This is a genomic window from Photobacterium lutimaris, from assembly GCF_003025555.1.
GTDB lineage: Bacteria > Pseudomonadota > Gammaproteobacteria > Enterobacterales > Vibrionaceae > Photobacterium > Photobacterium lutimaris.
Genome location: NZ_PYMH01000012.1, coordinates 154,910 through 174,020 on the forward strand (window position 1 = coordinate 154,910; position 19,111 = coordinate 174,020).

General features: G+C 52.0%; 11 protein-coding genes. All 11 read left to right on the forward strand.

Features of this window, described 5'->3' with window-relative positions:
• The first annotated feature begins 72 nt into the window (after positions 1-72).
• The 11 genes from C9I99_RS20870 to C9I99_RS20920 all read left to right on the forward strand — a co-directional run bounded on the left by C9I99_RS20870 (position 73) and on the right by C9I99_RS20920 (position 18,365).
• Positions 73-3,465: a hybrid sensor histidine kinase/response regulator gene (locus tag C9I99_RS20870; RefSeq protein ID WP_166645481.1), complete on the forward strand. Its 3,393-nt coding sequence runs from the start codon at positions 73-75 to the stop codon at positions 3,463-3,465.
• Positions 3,466-4,072: 607 nt separating this feature from the next.
• Positions 4,073-5,752, forward strand: coding sequence for an ABC transporter substrate-binding protein (locus C9I99_RS20875; RefSeq protein ID WP_107350764.1), 1,680 nt, complete (start codon positions 4,073-4,075; stop codon positions 5,750-5,752).
• A gap of 134 nt (positions 5,753-5,886) precedes the next feature.
• The gene (locus tag C9I99_RS20880) at positions 5,887-6,873 is read left to right on the forward strand and encodes an ABC transporter permease (protein ID WP_107350765.1); all 987 of its coding nucleotides are present in this window, start codon (positions 5,887-5,889) and stop codon (positions 6,871-6,873) included.
• Between the two features lie 2 nt (positions 6,874-6,875).
• Positions 6,876-7,898, forward strand: coding sequence for an ABC transporter permease (locus C9I99_RS20885; protein WP_107350766.1), 1,023 nt, complete (start codon positions 6,876-6,878; stop codon positions 7,896-7,898).
• Positions 7,898-8,869 carry an ABC transporter ATP-binding protein gene (locus C9I99_RS20890; RefSeq protein ID WP_107350767.1) on the forward strand — a complete coding sequence of 324 codons (972 nt, stop codon included), beginning with the start codon at positions 7,898-7,900 and terminating at the stop codon, positions 8,867-8,869. The genes C9I99_RS20885 and C9I99_RS20890 overlap by 1 nt, the downstream gene beginning before the upstream one ends.
• A 22-nt stretch (positions 8,870-8,891) precedes the next feature.
• Positions 8,892-9,887 carry an ABC transporter ATP-binding protein gene (locus tag C9I99_RS20895; protein ID WP_107350768.1) on the forward strand — a complete coding sequence of 332 codons (996 nt, stop codon included), beginning with the start codon at positions 8,892-8,894 and terminating at the stop codon, positions 9,885-9,887.
• Positions 9,888-9,897: 10 nt separating this feature from the next.
• Positions 9,898-11,631 (forward strand): glycoside hydrolase family 9 protein, encoded by a 1,734-nt coding sequence (locus C9I99_RS20900; RefSeq protein ID WP_107350769.1) that lies wholly within the window; start codon positions 9,898-9,900, stop codon positions 11,629-11,631.
• Between the two features lie 4 nt (positions 11,632-11,635).
• A complete protein-coding gene (locus C9I99_RS20905) occupies positions 11,636-12,511 on the forward strand; it encodes a glucosamine kinase nucleotide-binding domain-containing protein (protein WP_420849259.1) in 876 nt (291 codons plus the stop codon).
• Between the two features lie 7 nt (positions 12,512-12,518).
• Positions 12,519-14,450, forward strand: coding sequence for a beta-N-acetylhexosaminidase (locus C9I99_RS20910; RefSeq protein WP_107350771.1), 1,932 nt, complete (start codon positions 12,519-12,521; stop codon positions 14,448-14,450).
• Positions 14,451-14,490: 40 nt separating this feature from the next.
• Positions 14,491-16,896, forward strand: a complete 2,406-nt coding sequence (locus tag C9I99_RS20915; RefSeq protein WP_107350772.1) for a glycoside hydrolase family 94 protein — start codon at positions 14,491-14,493, stop codon at positions 16,894-16,896.
• Between the two features lie 56 nt (positions 16,897-16,952).
• On the forward strand, positions 16,953-18,365 hold the full coding sequence (locus C9I99_RS20920; protein ID WP_107350773.1) for a phosphoglucomutase/phosphomannomutase family protein: 1,413 nt from the start codon (positions 16,953-16,955) through the stop codon (positions 18,363-18,365).
• Positions 18,366-19,111: the final 746 nt, after the last annotated feature.

Sequence of the window (19,111 nt, forward strand, 5' to 3'; positions counted from 1 at the left end):
CCAGCATCCATTTCAACATCAAGCACAAACCTTGATCACAGCGTTGTTTCACAGGTAATTTCAGGCACCGGAATGCAGCAGACTACCCGTTTCAAGCGACTCCAGCACACTTTGATGCTGGCCTTTTTAGTATTAAGTATTACCCCGTTAATACTGTCGGCCCTATTCTTCCTCAACTCACACACCAAAGATCTGGCAGAGCAAAGTACCAACCACCTCGCTTCCCTGCTCGACAACAAGAAGAAGCAGCTCAATAACTTCTTTATCGCCCGGGAATCAGAGGTACAAAGCTTTGCCCGCTCCGAGCTGGCCAATGCCAGTGGTGGCCGATTTTACGGCCTTGTCGGTGCTTACCACCAGCTGGGAGATATTTCCGAGGCGCTACACAATAACGGCAGAAGCCGCTATTACACCGAAACGCTTGCCAACAAATCACTCGGCGAGCAGAGTACCGGCAACTATATCGGTCATGAACGCTACCGACTGATGTACAAGCGCTACAACTGGGCCTACGAAGAATACCTTAAGCGCTCCAACTTCAGTGATATCCTGCTGGTCGATATCAGCGGCAACGTTGTCTATGCCGCCAATAGCCCGGAAACCTTTGGCATCAATCTGCCGCAAGCCTCACAGGCTTATCCTGCGCTAAGCCAGACCTTCTCATCGATTCAACAGAAAACCGAGCACGCCGAAGGTATAGCCGACCAAGTACCGGTAGCCTTTACCGATTTCAGCCCGACCCAAGGAGAGTCAGTACTTTCCGCCTGGTTCGCCGCCCCGATCATCCAGCAGGGCTATTTGCACAGCTACGTACTCTTCAAGCTGAGCAACCAGTCTATCCGAGACTTCCTCAGTGATGCCGGTAATAACTCCTATTCGGTACAAACCCTATTGGTCGGCCAAGATCACCTCTCGCGGTTACCGACCTCCGATGGCGATCCGGCCTCTTTCTCCAGTAACAGCATCAACCGGGCTCTAGAAGGGGGCAGCGGGGTCGGCAGCTTTGCCAACTTCAATGGTGTGCCGGTTCTGAGTGCCTTTGCCCCACTCACTATCATGGATAGTCCATGGGCACTGGTTGTCGAACTGCCCGAGGAAGAAGCCTTTGCCCGTATCCGTCAACTAGAGGTTATTTTCTTTGTCGCCATGCTAACGGCCATCGTGCTGGTGATCATCGCCTCGCACTGGCTGTCGAATTCCATCACCGCTCCCTTACTCCGGTTAACCTGGGCGGCAGAACAAGTCTCGGCCGGGGATATGGATCAAAAAATCGAAGGGACCGAGCGTTGTGACGAGATAGGTCGTCTGGCGGTAAGCTTCGCCCGGATGCAATCATCCGTCAGGGAAAAGATGAGCTTGATCCGAGAGCAAAACAACGAGCTGGAACAAAATCTCCAAATCATCCAGCAGAAAAACAAAGAGCTGCAAACCGCCGATAAGCTCAAAGATGAATTCCTTGCCACCACCTCCCACGAGCTGCGCACCCCGCTGCATGGCATGGTGGGTATCGCCGAATCGCTGCTTGCAGGGGCCAACGGCCCAGTCCAGCACTCACAACGCCGCCAGCTTGAAATTATGATCAACAGCGGCCAGCGGTTGACGAACTTGGTCGATGACCTGCTTGACTACCACAAGATGCGATATGGCGATCTGGATATCCAGAAGCAAGCGGTGGATATCGCCTCTGCCGCCAGGCTGGTACTTGAACTCTCGAGCCACCTGCTTGGCAGCAAACCGGTGCGGATCATCAATCAGATTCCCAATGATCTGCCTCTGGTACAAGGGGATGAGCAACGATTGGAGCAAGTCCTCTATAACTTGGTCGGTAATGCCATTAAATATACCTCTGAAGGAAAAATCATCCTGTCAGCTACCATACTGGAGTCCCAGATCCGGATTCAGGTCGTTGATACCGGCCAGGGGATCCCAACCGAACAGCTGGAGCATATCTTCGAGCCGTTGATCCAAGCCAACACCCAATCGGCCAACTACCGCCAAGGCTCAGGCCTGGGCCTGTCGATCAGCCGCCAGCTGATCACACTGATGGGGGGGCGGCTGTATGTCAGTAGCCAACCGATGATTGGCACCACATTCAGCTTCACCCTGAACCTGGCATCCGACAGCGATATTGCCAGCAGTGAAGTGTCCAGTCGCAGCAACCACTTCCAAATCCCATCACCGGAAGCATACGCCTGCGAACTGGAAGAAATAGAGGAGAGCCCTGATGGCGATCTACTCCTCATTGTCGACGATGAACCAGTGAACCTGCAGGTTCTCCATAACTTCCTCCGCCTAGAAGGATACCGGGTGATCACTGCAGAAAGTGGCCCGCAAGCCCTAAAGCTGGTTGAAAGCCACCAACCGGCATTGATGCTGCTGGATATCATGATGCCGGAAATGTCAGGCTACGAGGTCTGTGAGCAACTGCGGCAACACTACAGTATGCTGGAGCTACCGATCATTATGCTCTCAGCTCTTGGGCAAGTGCAGGACAGGATCCGCGGATTCGAATCCGGGGCCAATGACTACCTGACCAAACCGTTCAACAAAGAAGAGCTGACCGCCCGCATCGGGGCCCACCTCAAGGCAGGACAAACCGAGCGTCAACAGCAAGAGAACCAACGTCTTGCTGAAGAGATTGCGCGTAGAGAGCAAGTGGAAAATAGCCTATTGGAAACCCAAAACCGCTTGCTTGGCTTGCTTGAGTCCTCCAACGAAGCCATTCTTTGCGTCCAAAGCGGGGGCCGTATTCGCTATGCTAACACCGCCGCAGGCAAGCTCTTCAACCGCTCTCCGGAGCAAGTTGAACGCCACCATATCGAAGATATTCTGGCCACCCACCTCCCACAGGATATCAGCCAAAGCCACCACTTCCATGGCAGCTTGATGTTCAAGGTTGGCGACAGCCTCAAATCACTTAATACCGATGTTATCAACCTACCAGAAGAGTCGGGTCTGCAACGGATGTTTATCTTTGATAACCATGGCCAAACCAGCAGCCACCGGATAGAGGTGCTCGAAAATGCCGTCGACGTCCTGTCAGGCTTTGCTTTCAACCGTAATAAGGACACTTTACAAAAACTGCGCCACCTCGGTGACGAGTTCTGCTCACTGGCCGATAAGCTGGAAGGCAATAATAATGGCAAGAGCAAGAATGACGCCTTGCGTGAATTACTGGTCGAGATCATGAAGGCAACCTTGGCACAGTGGGAAGAGTCGACTCAGAAAACCAAATTTGAATTGGCTGAAGAAAGTGGCCTGTGGCGGGTATATCTTGACCGCAGCACCCTGCAAACCCGTACACTGGATAAATACTTGCATTTGGAAACACTACCGAAAACGCCGCGCTGGCGAACCGTGCTCAGCACCATTGACTTTGTCCTGGAGCGCAGCCCTCGCAATACCGCGGCCTATAAAGAACTGCTGACAATGAAAGAGCAGCTGCAGCACATCATCAACCAATAGCGATACCTGCACAGATAAAGCCTGCCTCGTGCAGGCTTTTTTTTGCCTCAAATTATCCCTCTAAAAACGCAAAAACAACGATGTTCAGCGGTGAGACACTGGCCAAAAACTCTCCAATAACTGCATTTAACTAGGGTTATCCCCCTGCTTTTAACGAGAAGTTTCGGTTTATGAGAAGGTAATCACAACAAACTCAATTCCTAAATTTTCCGCAAGGAATTAAGGGGGAAGATTGACTTCGTTACATAAGCCAACACCACATACAAACGCAAGGCTTTGATTTAAAATGGATAAAAACAAAAGGATGAATTTATCAGTATGAAACGTCGAAATGTAAATTGCGATCTTAAGCACACCTCATGTTGGGGCAAGCGCTAGATCACAGTCCGTTATTAACGTTTTTTACGGAGGCATAAACGAATTTAACGTTTTTGACGGGCAGCCGGATTGACCGTTTTGCCAATCCGGAGTTTCCTTAAGACACACAGAGCCTGCAAGGCCATTTGTTCGGGTGCGTTACTCAACTTGAACAAAGCGGGTTCTTCCTCCCCGTAGATACGGGGGTTTTTCCATAAGTGAAACTAAAAGCAAAGAGTAAGGAACAGCTATGCTTGCCAATATAAAGAAAACCCAGTTAGCGCTAGCCGTTGTAGCAGCCGCTTCAACAATGTTAATCGCCCCTGTGGCGTCAGCTGCAGATCGCGCTGAGCTAACCATGGTGCCTAAGTTCTATCCAACTTTTGTACGTAACTTTAACCCTTACCTACAGACTCAACTGGACACTACCTACGACTTCTTGTTTGAGCCATTGGTTGTGTTCAACGAGCTTAAGGGTAACGAGCCGGTCATGCGTTTGGCGAAAGACTACTACATGTCAGACGACCTAATGGAAGTGACATTCGAAATCCGTGATGGTGTAAAATGGTCTGACGGCAAAACATTCTCTGCCAAAGATGTCGCATTTACCTTTGAACTACTGGAAAAACACCCAGAGCTTGACCGTACGGGTATCAATGCCCGTCTGAAAGGCGTCAAGGCGAAAGGCGACAAAGTGACCTTCAGCCTAACTGAAGCAAACTCAAACGTTCCTTACTTGATTGCTAAAGTCGCCGTTGTGCCTGAGCATATCTGGAGCAAAGTTAAAGATCCAACGCGCTTCACCAACGAAAACCCTGTTGGTACCGGTCCATTCACCGAAATCGAGACCTTCACACCTCAGCTGTACACTCAGTGTCGCAATCCGAACTACTGGGATAACGCGAACCTAGACGTAGACTGCCTGCGCCTACCACAGGTTGGCGGTAACGACCAATTCCTTGGTCAAGTTCTAAGCGGCCAGTTTGACTGGACCTACGCGTTCATTCCTGATGTCGACAGCACCTACGCAGCAGCAAGTCCAAACAACAAGTACTGGTACCCTGCCGGCGGTTCGCAAGCATTCGTAATGAACTACAACTCGCCAAACAAAGGCAACCACGAAGCAATCAACAACATTGACTTCCGCCGTGCCTTCTCAATGGCTATCGACCGTGAAACGATCATCGATATCGCCTTCTACGGCGGCGGTGTAGTGAACGATTACGCGTCAGGTCTAGGCCAGGCATTTGCTTCATGGTCTGATAACGCAGTGTACGAAAAGTACAAGCCATACATGACCTACAATGTTGCCAACGCTAAAGCGCTACTGAAAAAAGCCGGCTTTAAAGACACCAATGGCGACGGCTTTGTCGAATCTCCGACAGGCAAGAACATCGAGCTATCTATTCAGTCACCAAATGGCTGGACAGATTTCAACAATACGGTTCAGCTAAGTGTTGAAATGCTTCAGGAAGTGGGTATCAAGGCCAAGGCCAGCACACCTGATTTCTCGGTCTACAACCAGGCAATGCTAGATGCAACGTATGATGTGGCGTACACCAACTACTTCCACGGTGCGGATCCTTACACATACTGGGACAGTGCTTACCACTCTCGCTTCCAGGCTAACGAAGGCATGCCTCGTTTCGCCCTGCACTACTGGAATAACGAGAAGCTGGATAACTTGCTAGCAGGTTTCTACAAGACAGCAGACCGTGACGAGCAGGTTAAGATGGCTCACGCAATCCAAAAGATCATTGCCGAGAACCAGGTAACCATCCCTGTAATGTCAGGTGCTTACACCTCTCAGTACAACACAGCACGCTTTACTGGCTGGTGGAACGAGAACAACCCGAAAGGACGTCCTATGCCAATCACCAACACCCAAGAGCGTCTACTTCAAGTACTTGATCTAAAACCTAAATCGTAATTTTCGCAATTTGCGGTGCGCACCTTGCGCACCGCCCCTTCAACCTTCCCCCTTAGAAATAACGATGGCCAGTGGTCAGGGAAGAGTGTGTCTGAAATCTGGTTAAAAAAGCTGGATATTTTAAGGTGTGAGTTATGGGATTTTTTGTACGAAGACTTAGCTTTTATTTTATTGCGCTCCTGTTCGCAATAACGATTAACTTTATTATTCCTCGGGCGATGCCCGGTGATCCGGTCACCATGATGTTTGCCAATGCGGCAGTACAAGTGACCCCTGAACGTATTGCTGCAATGAAAGAACTACTGGGCTTTGTCGACGGCCCTATGTACCAGCAATACTTTATCTATCTCAAAGGGATCTTTTCATGGGACCTGGGGATATCAATCCAGACCTACCCGCAAACCGTTAACGAAGTGCTGGGCAATGCCGTTGGCTGGTCGCTGTTCCTAGCCGGTACCGCTGTGATCTTGGCTTTCTGCATGGGTTCGACACTGGGGATTTTTGCAGCCTGGAAACGTGGCAGTAAATACGACGCCTTTATTTCACCAGGTATGTTGGTTGTACAGGCTGTGCCACCTGTGGTCGTTGCCATGTTGGTGCTCTACACCTTTGCAATCGGGGCCAAATGGTTCCCGTCGACTTACGCCTATACCCCTGGAACGATACCTGACTGGACTAGCTTGGATTTCTATCTGGATGTGGGCTATCACGCCGTACTGCCACTGTTCTGTGCCACTATCATCCAGATTGGCGGCTTCCTGATCAATATGCGTAACAACATGATCAACCTGCTAAATGAAGACTATATCACGATGGCAAAAGGTAAGGGGCTGAGTGAAAACCGCATAGTCTTCAAGTACGCCGCCCGTAACGCCATGCTGCCAAGTGTTACCGCCCTGTCGATGGCTATCGGTATGGCCATTGGTGGCCAGCTGATCATCGAAATGATCTTCAACTACCCAGGCCTTGGCACCGTATTGCTCAACGCCATTAATCAACGTGACTACCAAGTACTGCAAGGCCAGCTACTGATCATGACCATGTTCATGCTGTTCTTCAACTTCATGGCCGACATTCTTATTGTTGCTCTGGATCCGCGTCTGCGTAAGGGAGGCAAATAATCATGAAAGGACTTATCAAGCTACTTTCTAGCAATACCAAGGCCCTGTTTGGCCTGACCGTTATCGCCGCCTTTCTTTTTGGTGCGATATTTGCCCCAGTCATCACTGAATATGCGCCGGACAAACGAACCGGTAACCCGCACGAATACCCTGCTTTCGTCGTGAAGGCCGCCCAAAATAATCCTGACGGCTGGGTTGCCACAAACCTGGCTGACAGCAAACGTACCCTGCGCATGTCAAAGGATGCGGACCACGTCCTCGGCACAACCCGAATGGGCCGTGATGTTTGGTCGCAGGTAGTTTACGGTGCCCGTACCTCACTCGCCGTTGGTTTCGGTGCCGGTATCATGGTGTGCTTTTTGGCAACGGTCATTGGGGTCTCTGCTGGTTACTTCGGCGGCCGTGTCGACGACATCCTATCGGCAGCCATGAATATCATGTTGGTGATCCCCCAGCTACCGCTGCTGTTCGTAATCGCCGCCTTCATTGGTCAGGCTGGGCCTCTGACTATCGCCATCGTGATCGGGATGACCTCATGGGCATGGGGTGCCCGTGTGGTCAGGGCGCAGACGCTCTCCTTGCGTGAAAAAGAGTTCGTCAAGGCTGCTGAAGTGCTAGGGGAATCGTCAGCCCGCATCATCTTTGTCGAAATTCTGCCGAACCTGATTTCCATTGTCGGTGCAAGCTTCATCGGTTCCGTCATGCTCGCCATTATGATGGAGGCCACGCTGTCCTTCCTTGGCCTGGGCAACCCGAACTCCATCAGCTGGGGCATCATGCTCTACAACGTACAAACCTCGTCATCGATGCTGGTCGGCGCTTGGTGGGAACTATTGGCACCGTGTCTAGCCCTGACATTCATTGCTATCGGCCTGGCAATGCTTAACTTCGCCGTTGATGAAATCGCCAACCCGCAGCTGCGCTCGCACAAAGGCATGCGCCGTTGGAAAAACATGGCAAAAGAAAACCAGAAAGCTGAGGCAATTATCGCACCTCAGCCAGCCCTTGAAGGGGGAGAGAAATAATGAGCAACCCACAAATTTCTATCCGCAACCTGTGTGTTGACTACATTACCGATGCTGGTGATGTACGTGCAGTAAACGACGTTAGCTTTGATATCGGCAAAGGCGAGATCTTTGGCCTGGCTGGCGAATCTGGCTGTGGTAAATCCACCGTTGCCTTCTCCTTGATGCGCCTGCATAAGCCGCCTGCATTCATTACCGGTGGCGAGGTTATCTTCGACGGTCATGGCGACATTCTAAAATTCAACGAAGCACAGATGTCCGCATTCCGCTGGAGTGAGATCTCAATGGTATTTCAGAGTGCGATGAACGCCCTGAACCCGGTTCTAACGCTTGAAGATCAATTCTGCGATGTGATCATGCGCCATACCGCTATGACCCGCCAGCAGGCAGTTCGCCGAGCAGAAGGTCTATTGGAAATCGTGGATATTCACCCAAGCCGTCTGCGTGATTTCCCGCACCAGTTCTCCGGTGGTATGCGCCAACGCCTGGTCATCGCCATCGCTTTGGCCCTGAACCCGAAGATGATCATTATGGATGAGCCGACCACGGCCCTCGATGTGGTAGTACAGCGCGAGATCCTGCAGAAGATCTATGCCCTGAAGGACGAGTTTGGCTTTTCCATCCTGTTCATTACCCATGATCTGTCGTTGATGGTCGAGTTCTCCGACCGCATCGGCATCATGTATTCCGGTGAGTTGGTTGAGGTCGCGCCGTCCAAGCAAATCCTTGAAGACCCTTTCCATCCCTATACCGAAGGGTTGGGTAGCTCTTTCCCACCACTGACCGGACCAAAGCCCCGCCTGAAGGGGATCCCGGGCAACCCGCTCAACTTGTTGGAAGTTCCTACTGGGTGTCGCTTCCAGGCCCGCTGCAGCAAGGCTCATGATGCCTGTTTCAGTCAAGCGACTCAGCTCCGTCAGCTGGAACCCAGCCGTTTTAGTAACTGCCACCTATTTAACAAGAGCAGTTAGAGATTAAGGAATAGGAAGCATTATGAGCAAGCCAACCGGACAACCAATTATTGAAGGGAAGAACCTGATCAAGGACTTCTCGGTCAACAGCAACTCGCTGAAAAAATCCATGATGCGTGCCATCAACGACGTATCATTCAAGATGTACAAAAGCCGCGGTTTGGCCGTCGTCGGAGAATCCGGCTCGGGCAAGTCAACCACGGCCAAGATGATTGCCAAGATGTACGCCCCGACTGGCGGGAAAATCGAGTACTACGGGCGCGATATTGCCACCATAGAGAAAAAAGCCGATCTTATGCAGTACCGTCAGGGGATCCAGATGGTATGGCAGGATCCGTTCGGCTCATTGAACCCAACACATACCATTTTCCACCACGTTGCTCGCCCCCTGCTGATCCACAACAAGGTCAGCAAAGGCAACAAGAAGGAGCTGGAGGAAAGGGTTTACGATCTGCTCGAACAGGTCGGTCTGATCCCACCAAAGGAAACGGCAGCGAAGTATCCCCACCAGCTATCCGGCGGCCAACGCCAGCGCGTTAACTTAGCAAGGAATATCGCTGTCGGGGCCGAAGTTGTTTTGGCTGACGAACCGACCTCAATGTTGGATGTCTCAATCCGCGCCGGTGTCCTCAACTTGATGGAAGAAATGAAGTTCGAGCGTGAAATGGCACTGCTGTATATCACCCACGATATCGCAACAGCCCGTTATATCGCCGAAGATCTGGCCGTCATGTATGTCGGCCATATGGTCGAGTGGGGAGATACAGAAGAAATCATCCACGCTCCGCAGCATCCCTATACCCAACTGTTGGTGTCGGCGGTACCGGATCCGAAGAAATCGATCCATGAAAAGCTCAAAGGCAACAAAGGGGAGATTCCGCTATGGACACCAGAGAGTCTTGGTTGCCCATTTGCCGGCCGCTGCACGCATGCAACAGACAAGTGCCGCGAACAGCTTCCGAGGATCACCCAACTCTCCGATAACCATTTCGTGCGTTGTTACCTGTACGAGAATTGATGGAGGAAACATGCAGCTGTTAATTAACCATTTAGGCTACGAGCAATTCGGCCACAAACAAGCGGTTATCCAATCGGCATCGGCGATTGATGCCATGTATGCCGATCTGTTATGTAGCCGTAATCACCAGCCTATTATGCAGCTGCCTCTTGAGGCCTGTGGTCCGGTCGATCAATGGCATACAGGGCTCACTTACACAATCGACTTTTCCGCACTCACCGAGTGCGGGAATTACCAGTTACGTGTCGGTGAAACCTTGTCCGAGCCATTTGCTATCGCCGAGGGGCTATTGATGACTCGCACCTTCAGCGATGTCCTGCATTATTTTAAATCCCAACGCTGTGGCGGTAAATTTGATCTTGCTGACCAAGCGATCCCGCTGCTGGGCTCTGACACCCGAGTTGATGTTCGCGGTGGCTGGTATGACGCCTCTGGCGATGTCAGCAAATACCTCAGCCACCTCTCTTTTAGCAACTATTTCAACCCCCAGCAAACCCCGATGGTAGTCTGGAATATGCTGACCGCCTTCGACATACTGGCCGACGAACAAGCCTTCGCGACTTTCAGCCGAGTTCGCCTGCTGGAAGAAGCCCTGCATGGCGCTGATTTCCTCGTCAACATGCAGTCTGAGCGAGGCTTCTTCTATACCACGGTATTCGATAAATGGAGCAAGCAAACCGACCAACGTGAGATTTGCAGTTACGCCCACCAGAGCGGTGACAAAACGGATGACTTCCAGGCCGGTTTCCGCCAAGGAGCTGGTATTGCCATTGCAGCTCTCGCGGCTGCAAGCCGGCTCCTACAAGGTCCTACCGCATCACAAATCGGTTATCCTGCGATAAACTGCGACCGCTATCTCACGGCAGCCGAGCAAGGCTATTGGCACTTGGTCGAATGCAACCCACAGTATCTCGATGACGGCTGCGAAAATATCATCGATGAATATTGCGCACTGCTAGCGGCGGTGGAGTTATTCCGTGCCACCGACAATAGCAACTACCTCGCACAAGCACGTCAGTGGGCCGGCAAGCTGGCCCAGCGTCAACACAGCGATTCGCAACAGAATCATTATTGGTCCGCCAACAGTGATGGCTCTCGTCCCTACTTTCACGCAGCTGAAGCCGGGTTGCCGGTCATCAGCCTGCTCCACTACTTGGCGGTTGAACCGGAAGCAGAACGCCAACAAGCATTGAGCAATGTCGTCGCCAATGCCGTCGCCTTCGAGCTAGATATTACCCATGAAGTCGCCAATCCCTTCGGCTATCCGAGACAGTACACCAAGCCGTTGAACGGCAAAAAAGCCGCGGCATTTTTCATCCCTCACCACAATGAAACGGGCTACTGGTGGCAGGGTGAAAATGCTCGCTTGGCTTCCCTTGCCAGCATGGCTTTCCTTGCAGCGAACTCCCCGGCCTGCCAGCGGTTACGTCCGCAATTAAAAGCCTATGGCCAGCGGATGCTAGATTGGCTGCTGGGCTTGAATCCTTTTGATATTTCAATGCTGGATGGCCATGGTCGCAACAATCCGGACTACCTGCCGGAGCTAGGCTTCTTCAATGCCCGTGGCGGGATCTGCAACGGTATCACTTCAGGGTTCGACAATGAGCACGACATCGCCTTCAACCCGTCCCCTCAACATCAAGATTTATTGCAAAACTGGCGCTGGGGAGAGCAATGGATCCCCCATGCAGCTTGGTATTTGTTGGCCGTAACGCTGCAGTATAAGGAGCGACACAATGACTGATCCCATTCGCTATTTCGTCGGGGTCGACGGAGGCGGCACGTCTTGCCGCGCCAGGATCACTGACAGCAACGATCGTGTATTGGGCGAGGCCAAAACAGGCAGCGCCAATATCATGCTCGGTGCCAATCTCGCCATGGCATCGATCATCGATGCCATCGCCACCGCTGCGGCTACGGCCGGACTGGGTAAAGATAGCTACGCATCCATGTCTGTCGGTCTGGCACTGGCTGGTGCCGAACAGCAGTCAGCTTGGTATGAATTTATGGCCCAGCCACATCCGTTTGCGGCTGTTACCCTCAATACCGATGCCTACGGGGCCTGCCTTGGTGCCTGGGGGGGGGAAGACGGTGCCATTCTCATTGCCGGCACAGGATCATGTGGGATCCTGCTCAAAGACAATGAGCAACATGTGGTCGGCGGACGCGAGTTTCCCATCTCTGATCAAGGTGGGGGGGCCGTGATGGGATTGCGCCTGATCCAGCAGGCCCTGCTAGCACATGATGGACTCCGTCCAATCACACCACTGGCTGAGCATGTGATTAACCATTTCAATCAAGATATCGATTCAATCGTCAGCTGGTCAAAAACAGCCCGCCCTTGTGATTACGGCCAGTTTTCACCCGCCATTTTTTCCCACGCTTATCAGGGAGATGCACTCGGTATCGAGCTGCTCAATCAAACAGCAGCCGATATTGAAATGTGGATGAAGGCGCTCATCAACCGTGGTGCCGAACAAATTTGCCTGATGGGCAGTATTGCCGAACGGATCACGCCTTGGTTGATCCCGCCTTTACAGCAACGTATCACCGCCCCTCAGGGTGATGCCATGGATGGTGCGCTGGCAATGGCCCGCGCTAACCACAACCTTTACCCTTTGTGAGGTTGCTATGAGTTTTCGTCTCGACTTGGTCGTTATCGAACAACAGCAAGATCAGTCGCGCCTAGCCCTGACACTGCACAATTTATCGGATAAGCCGCTGACGCAGTGGTCACTGCACTTTACGTTTGGCCGCTGGATTGATTCCTCCAGCTTGACTCATGGCGAGCTGGAACAAGTCGGTAGCTACAAGATTTTAGCCTCCGATCGCAAAGAGGCCCTAAAGCCCAATGATCACTTCTATACCGAATTATCCGTTGGTACCAAACCATTCAGTCTATTGGATGACGGGATCATCGATGCCTTCATCAGCAGCGGAAATAAGGCACCGTTGATCACGCCACTGCCTGTGGAGATCACCGCCTTTGGCTTGCAACACCCGCCCCTCAAGCGCCATACCACGCCGCTTGAGGCCGCAGCGGAGATTAATATTATCCCGGCCCCGCAGCACATTAAGGCGCTAGGGGGGAACTTTACCCTGACCCCGAACACCGCGATTGACGTTGATACGCCTTGTGCGCAAGGAAGCAGCCGCTGGCTGGCTGCCGAGCTTGAAGCCCTGCTCCACGAAAAAGTGGAGGTATGCGACACAGGAAGCATCCATTACCAATATCGTGGACACCTCGCAGACGGTGCCTATCAGTTGCTCGTTGAGCAAGACGATATTTGGCTAATAGCCAGCACCGAGACAGGCTTCAGCCATGCCACCGCTTCCTTGCTGCAATTGCTGCCACCGTACCCTAGCCATCAGGCAGACACGACCTACCGCATCCCAATGGTGGAGATCTGTGATGCCCCGCATTTTTCCCACCGTGGCATGTTGCTTGACTGCGCCCGCCACTTCCACCCAGTTGAGCGAATCAAGTGTTTACTTGATCAACTGGCACGCTTCAAATTTAACGTCTTTCATTGGCATCTTACGGATGATGAGGGCTGGCGAATAGAAATAGACGCCTATCCAGAACTGACTCAGACTGGCGCCTGGCGGGGCCCTAACGAACCTATCCAACCGCAATTTACCGCCATTGGGCAGCGCTATGGGGGCTACTACAGCAAACAAGATGCCCGAGAAATTATCCGCTATGCTGCCGACCGCGGCATCATGGTGATCCCAGAAATAGATATACCGGGACACAGCCGGGCGGCCATCAAATCATTGCCGGCCCTGCTGGCCGATCCCGATGACAAATCGGTTTACCGCAGTATTCAAGGCTACAGCGACAATGTCCTGTCGCCCGCCTTGGAAGGCACCTACACCTTCCTTGCCCAAGTCCTGGATGAAATCTGTGATCTTTTTCCTGCTCCTTACCTCCATATCGGTGCCGATGAAGTCCCTGCTGGAGCATGGACCGACAGCCCCGCCTGCCATGCTCTAATGGGCAAACATGGCTATGAGGATCCCAAGGAGCTTCAGGGCCATTTATTGCGCTTTGCCCAAAGGCACCTTAGCAACAAAGGTAAACGAATGATGGGCTGGGAAGAAGCGACCCGGGGTGACAAAGTCAGTAAAGACACCATCATATTTTCCTGGCTGAGCGAAGAAGCAGGACAGACATGTGCTCAAGCTGGCTATGACGTAGTTATGCAACCGGCTCAGGCAACCTATCTCGATTTAGCACAGGGTGACTCAGCCGATGAAGCTGGCGTCGACTGGGCTGGACGCCTTCCTCTGGAACAAGTCTACCAGTACCAGCCTCTGGCCGAACTGCCTGCCGACGACCCTGCTCATCAGCATGTCATGGGGATCCAGTGCGCCCTCTGGTGTGAACTCGTTAATAGCCAGAGCCGACTCGAATACATGCTCTACCCACGCTTGCTCGCTATCGCAGAGGTTGCCTGGACCCCTCCCGAAAATCGTTGCTGGACAGATTTCACCGCCCGTCTCTCCGGCCAGTTAACTCATTTGGACCACGTAGGCATCAATTATCGTCGCTGCGAGTAAGGCGCAGGACAACGATTACAATAAAAAGGATTAAACCATCATGAAATACGGCTTTTTTGATAACGACAATAGAGAATATGTGATCACTCGCCCCGATGTGCCTGCACCTTGGACCAATTACTTGGGAACCGAAAAATTCTGCACCGTTATCTCACATAATGCAGGCGGCTACTCTTTCTATAACTCGCCAGAGTACAACCGGGTGACCAAATTCCGCCCGAATGCCACCTTCGATCGCCCAGGCCACTACGTCTACCTGCGCGATGATGAAACCGGTGACTACTGGTCAATCTCATGGCAACCAGTGGCAAAAAGCCTAGACAAAGCGAGCTACGAAGTTCGCCATGGTCTGTCATATTCGAAATTCAAATGTGAATACAGCGGCATCACCGCGACCAAAACCCTTTTTGTACCAAAAGGTGAAGATGCTGAGGTTTGGGATGTTGTAATCAAAAACACGTCTGACAAGCCTCGCACCATTAGTGCTTTCTCATTTGTGGAGTTCTCTTTCAGCCACATCCAATCTGACAACCAAAACCACCAGATGTCTTTGTACTCAGCGGGGACATCCTACAAAGATGGCGTGATCGAATACGATCTTTACTACAACACCAACGATTTCGAAGGTTTCTACTACCTCGCATCTACCTTTGACCCAGATTCATACGATGGTCAACGTGACAGCTTCTTAGGGGCATACCGTGATGAAGCAAACCCACTCGCCGTTGAACAAGGTAAGTGTTTCAACACTGCACAAACGTGTTACAACCACTGCGGCTCCTTACACAAGCAGTTCACCATCCAACCGGGTGAAGAAGTACGTTTTGCCTACATCCTAGGTATCGGTAAAGGTAACGGTGATCGCCTAAGAGCAAAATATCAAAACCTCGAAGAAGTCGATGCAGCTTTTGCCGAGATCAAAGCTCACTGGGATGAACGCTGTGCCAAATTCCAGGTTAAGTCGCCGAATGAAGGGCTAGACACCATGATCAATGCTTGGACGTTATACCAAGCAGAAACCTGCGTCGTCTGGTCACGTTTCGCTTCATTCATCGAAGTCGGTGGCCGCACCGGGTTGGGTTATCGTGATACCGCGCAGGACGCTATTTCCGTTCCGCATTCCAACGCAGCAATGACCCGCAAGCGCCTGGTAGACCTGCTGCGCGGCCAAGTGAAAGCGGGTTATGGCTTGCACTTGTTTGATCCTGACTGGTTCGATCCAGAAAAAGCAGATGTTGAACCGTCTAAATCACCAACTGTCGTTCCAACACCATCAGATGATGACAAGATCCACGGCATTGAAGACACCTGTTCTGATGACCACTTATGGTTAATTCCAACGATCTGTAAATACGTGATGGAAACTGGGGAAGAAAGCTTCTTTGATGAAGAGATCCCTTATGCCGATGGTGGCGATGCAACTGTTTATGAACATTTAAAAGCAGCCCTCGACTTCTCGGCGCAATACGTGGGTCAAACCGGTATCTGTAAGGGGCTTCGCGCTGACTGGAACGATTGCTTGAACCTTGGCGGCGGCGAGTCCGCCATGGTCTCATTCCTTCATTTCTGGGCACTGCAAGAATTCATCGAGCTGGCTAAATACCTTGGCAGAAACAAGGATGTCGAAACATATACCGAAATGGCCGCCAATGTTCGAGAAGCGTGTGAACAGCACCTGTGGGATGACGAAGGCGGCTGGTACATCCGTGGCCTGACCAAAAATGGCGACAAAATCGGTACAGCCCAACAAACAGAGGGGCGTATCCACCTGGAGTCCAATACCCTCGCGGTACTGTCTGGTTTGGCATCCCAAGAGCGCGGAGAGCAAGCCATGGATGCTGTGGACGAAAACCTGTTCTCCGAATACGGTCTGCACCTCAATGCGCCATCTTTTGCTACCCCGAATGATGACATTGGCTTTGTGACCCGTGTTTATCAGGGGGTAAAAGAAAACGGTGCTATTTTCTCCCACCCTAACCCTTGGGCTTGGGTTGCGGAAGCAAAGTTGGGCCGTGGCGATCAAGCCATGAAATTCTACGATGCCCTGAACCCATACAACCAAAATGACATCATTGAAAAGCGTATTGCCGAACCCTATTCCTACGTACAGTTCATCATGGGACGCGACCACCAAGATCATGGCCGCGCCAACCACCCATGGCTGACAGGTACATCAGGCTGGGCTTACTTTGCAGTGACCAACTTCATTCTTGGTATACAAACGGGCTTTGCAGGCCTAACGGTTAACCCTTGTATTCCAACCAGCTGGCCTGGTTTTGATGTCACGCGGGAATGGCGCGGAGCAACCTACCAGATCAATGTCGAAAACCCGAACGGCGTAAGTAAAGGCGTTCAGTCAATCAACCTCAATGGTGAAGCCATTGTCGGGGCAATCCCAGTTCAACCAGCAGGCAGCATCAACACTGTCACTGTGATCATGGGCTAACGAGTTTGGGGCGCAGTTTGCGCCCCGTCTATCTACGAGAGAATAGGAGTTCCATCATGATCCAATTTGGAACCGGTGGCTGGCGCGCCCTGATCGGGGAAGAGTTCACCAAAGACAATGTACGCTTAGCAGCCCAAGGGCTAGCCAATATCATGATCGCCGAACAAGTGACGGACAACGGCTTTGTCATCGGCTATGACAGACGCTTTCTATCTGATAAAGCGGCCGCTTGGTTTGCCGAGGTACTCGCAGCTAACGGCATCAAGGTCAGCTTTATCAACAAGTTCGTTCCTACCCCGATCGTCATGTTCCAAGCAATGAAAACCGGGGCGACATATTCCGCCTGTATTACGGCCTCACATAACCCGGCAGACTACAACGGTATCAAAGTCTTTATCGAAGGGGGGCGTGATGCCGATGAGGTCATCACCGCCAAGATTGAACAGCAGGTGGCCAAGCTGACGGCGACCGATGTCCGCTCCGTCGACTTCGAGCAAGCGCTTAATGACCAGTTGATCACCCTGATCAATCCAATGAACGACTTTGTCGACTCAATTATCGACTTCATTGATATTGGCGCGATCAAAAAAGCCAACCTGCGCGTTTTGATCGACCCGATGTTTGGTGTGGCGAAAAACGCCCTGCAAACTGTCTTAATTACCGGGCGCTGCGATGTCGACGTGATCAATGACGGCCAAAATCCAGCGTTTGGCGGTTTGATGCCATCCCCCAATGCGGCCACCCTGTACCGTTTAAAGCACCTCGTTGCCCATGAGGGTTACGACATTGGTATCGGTACCGACGGCGATGCCGACCGACTTGGAATCATCGACGAAAAAGGCAACTTCATCCACCCTAACGAAGTCCTATTGCTGCTCTATTATTACCTGCTTGAATACAAGGGGTGGACAGGCTCCGTGGTACGCAATATTGCCACCACCCACCTACTCGACAAAGTCGCTGCAGATCATGGAGAGAAAAGCTTTGAAGTCCCGGTCGGCTTCAAGCATATCAGCTCGCAGATGGAAGCCGATGATTCACTGATCGGTGGGGAAAGCTCGGGCGGACTGACGATACGCGGTCATATCAAAGGCAAGGATGGGGTATTTGCGTCCAGCTTGCTGGTAGAAATGATCAGTGTCACTGGCAAAAAACTGTCAGAAATGCTCGATGAAATCTATGGTAAATACGGTTACGCATATACCGCAGAAGGTGACTGTACGTTCCGTCAAGCCGATCGCCAAGCTCTCTACGACCGGATATACATCAACAAAGAGCTACCTGATTTTGAATGGGAAATTGAGCGTGTCAGCTATGCTGACGGTGCCAAGGTCTACTTCAAAAATGGCGGCTGGGCATTAGCCCGCTTCTCGGGCACAGAGCCTCTGTTGCGACTATTTGCCGAAATGGAAAACCGTGAGCAAGCAGAGGAAGTCGTCCGTCAATTAAAAGCCTTCTTGAATCTGTAAGTTTCCCCCTTTCTCAGCACTAGCCATACCACTGCCTTGGCTAGCGCTGGGGATACATGTTGAGTCCTAGTAACACGCGTATAGCTGTTACATTTCGCAGGCTTTCAGCCTTCGCGGCAAGGGTAGCTTCGCTACCCTTTTTCTTTGCCTGCTATCTCTAGCGAGGCTTTCGAAGAAGCGGCGAAGGGCTGAGGTTGCATACAACCGGGGCTCATTCGACCGCAGGGCGAACAAAAATATTCAAACGTAAAAAAGCCCGAGTCTTTCGACTCGGGCTTAGTATAAGTGGCGGAGTGGCCGGGCTGGCGCTCCAGCGGGACTCATTCGCCTACAAGGCGAACCTATCCGGCAGATGTAAAAAAGCCCGAGTCTTTCGACTCGGGCTTAGTATAAGTGGCGGAGTGGCCGGGCTGGCGCTCCAGCGGGACTCATTCGCCTGCAAGGCGAACCTATCCGACAGATGTAAAAAAGCCCAAGCATTTCTGCTTGGGCTTAGTATAAGTGGCGGAGTGGCCGGGCTGGCGCTCCAGCGGGACTCATTCGCCGACAAGGCGAACCTATCCGACAGATGTAAAAAAGCCCGAGTCTTTCGACTCGGGCTTAGTATAAGTGGCGGAGCGGCCGGGCTGGCGCTCCAGCGGGACTCATTCGCCTGCAAGGCGAACCTATCCGACAGATGTAAAAAAGCCCAAGCATTTCTGCTTGGGCTTAGTATAAGTGGCGGAGTGGCCGGGCTGGCGCTCCAG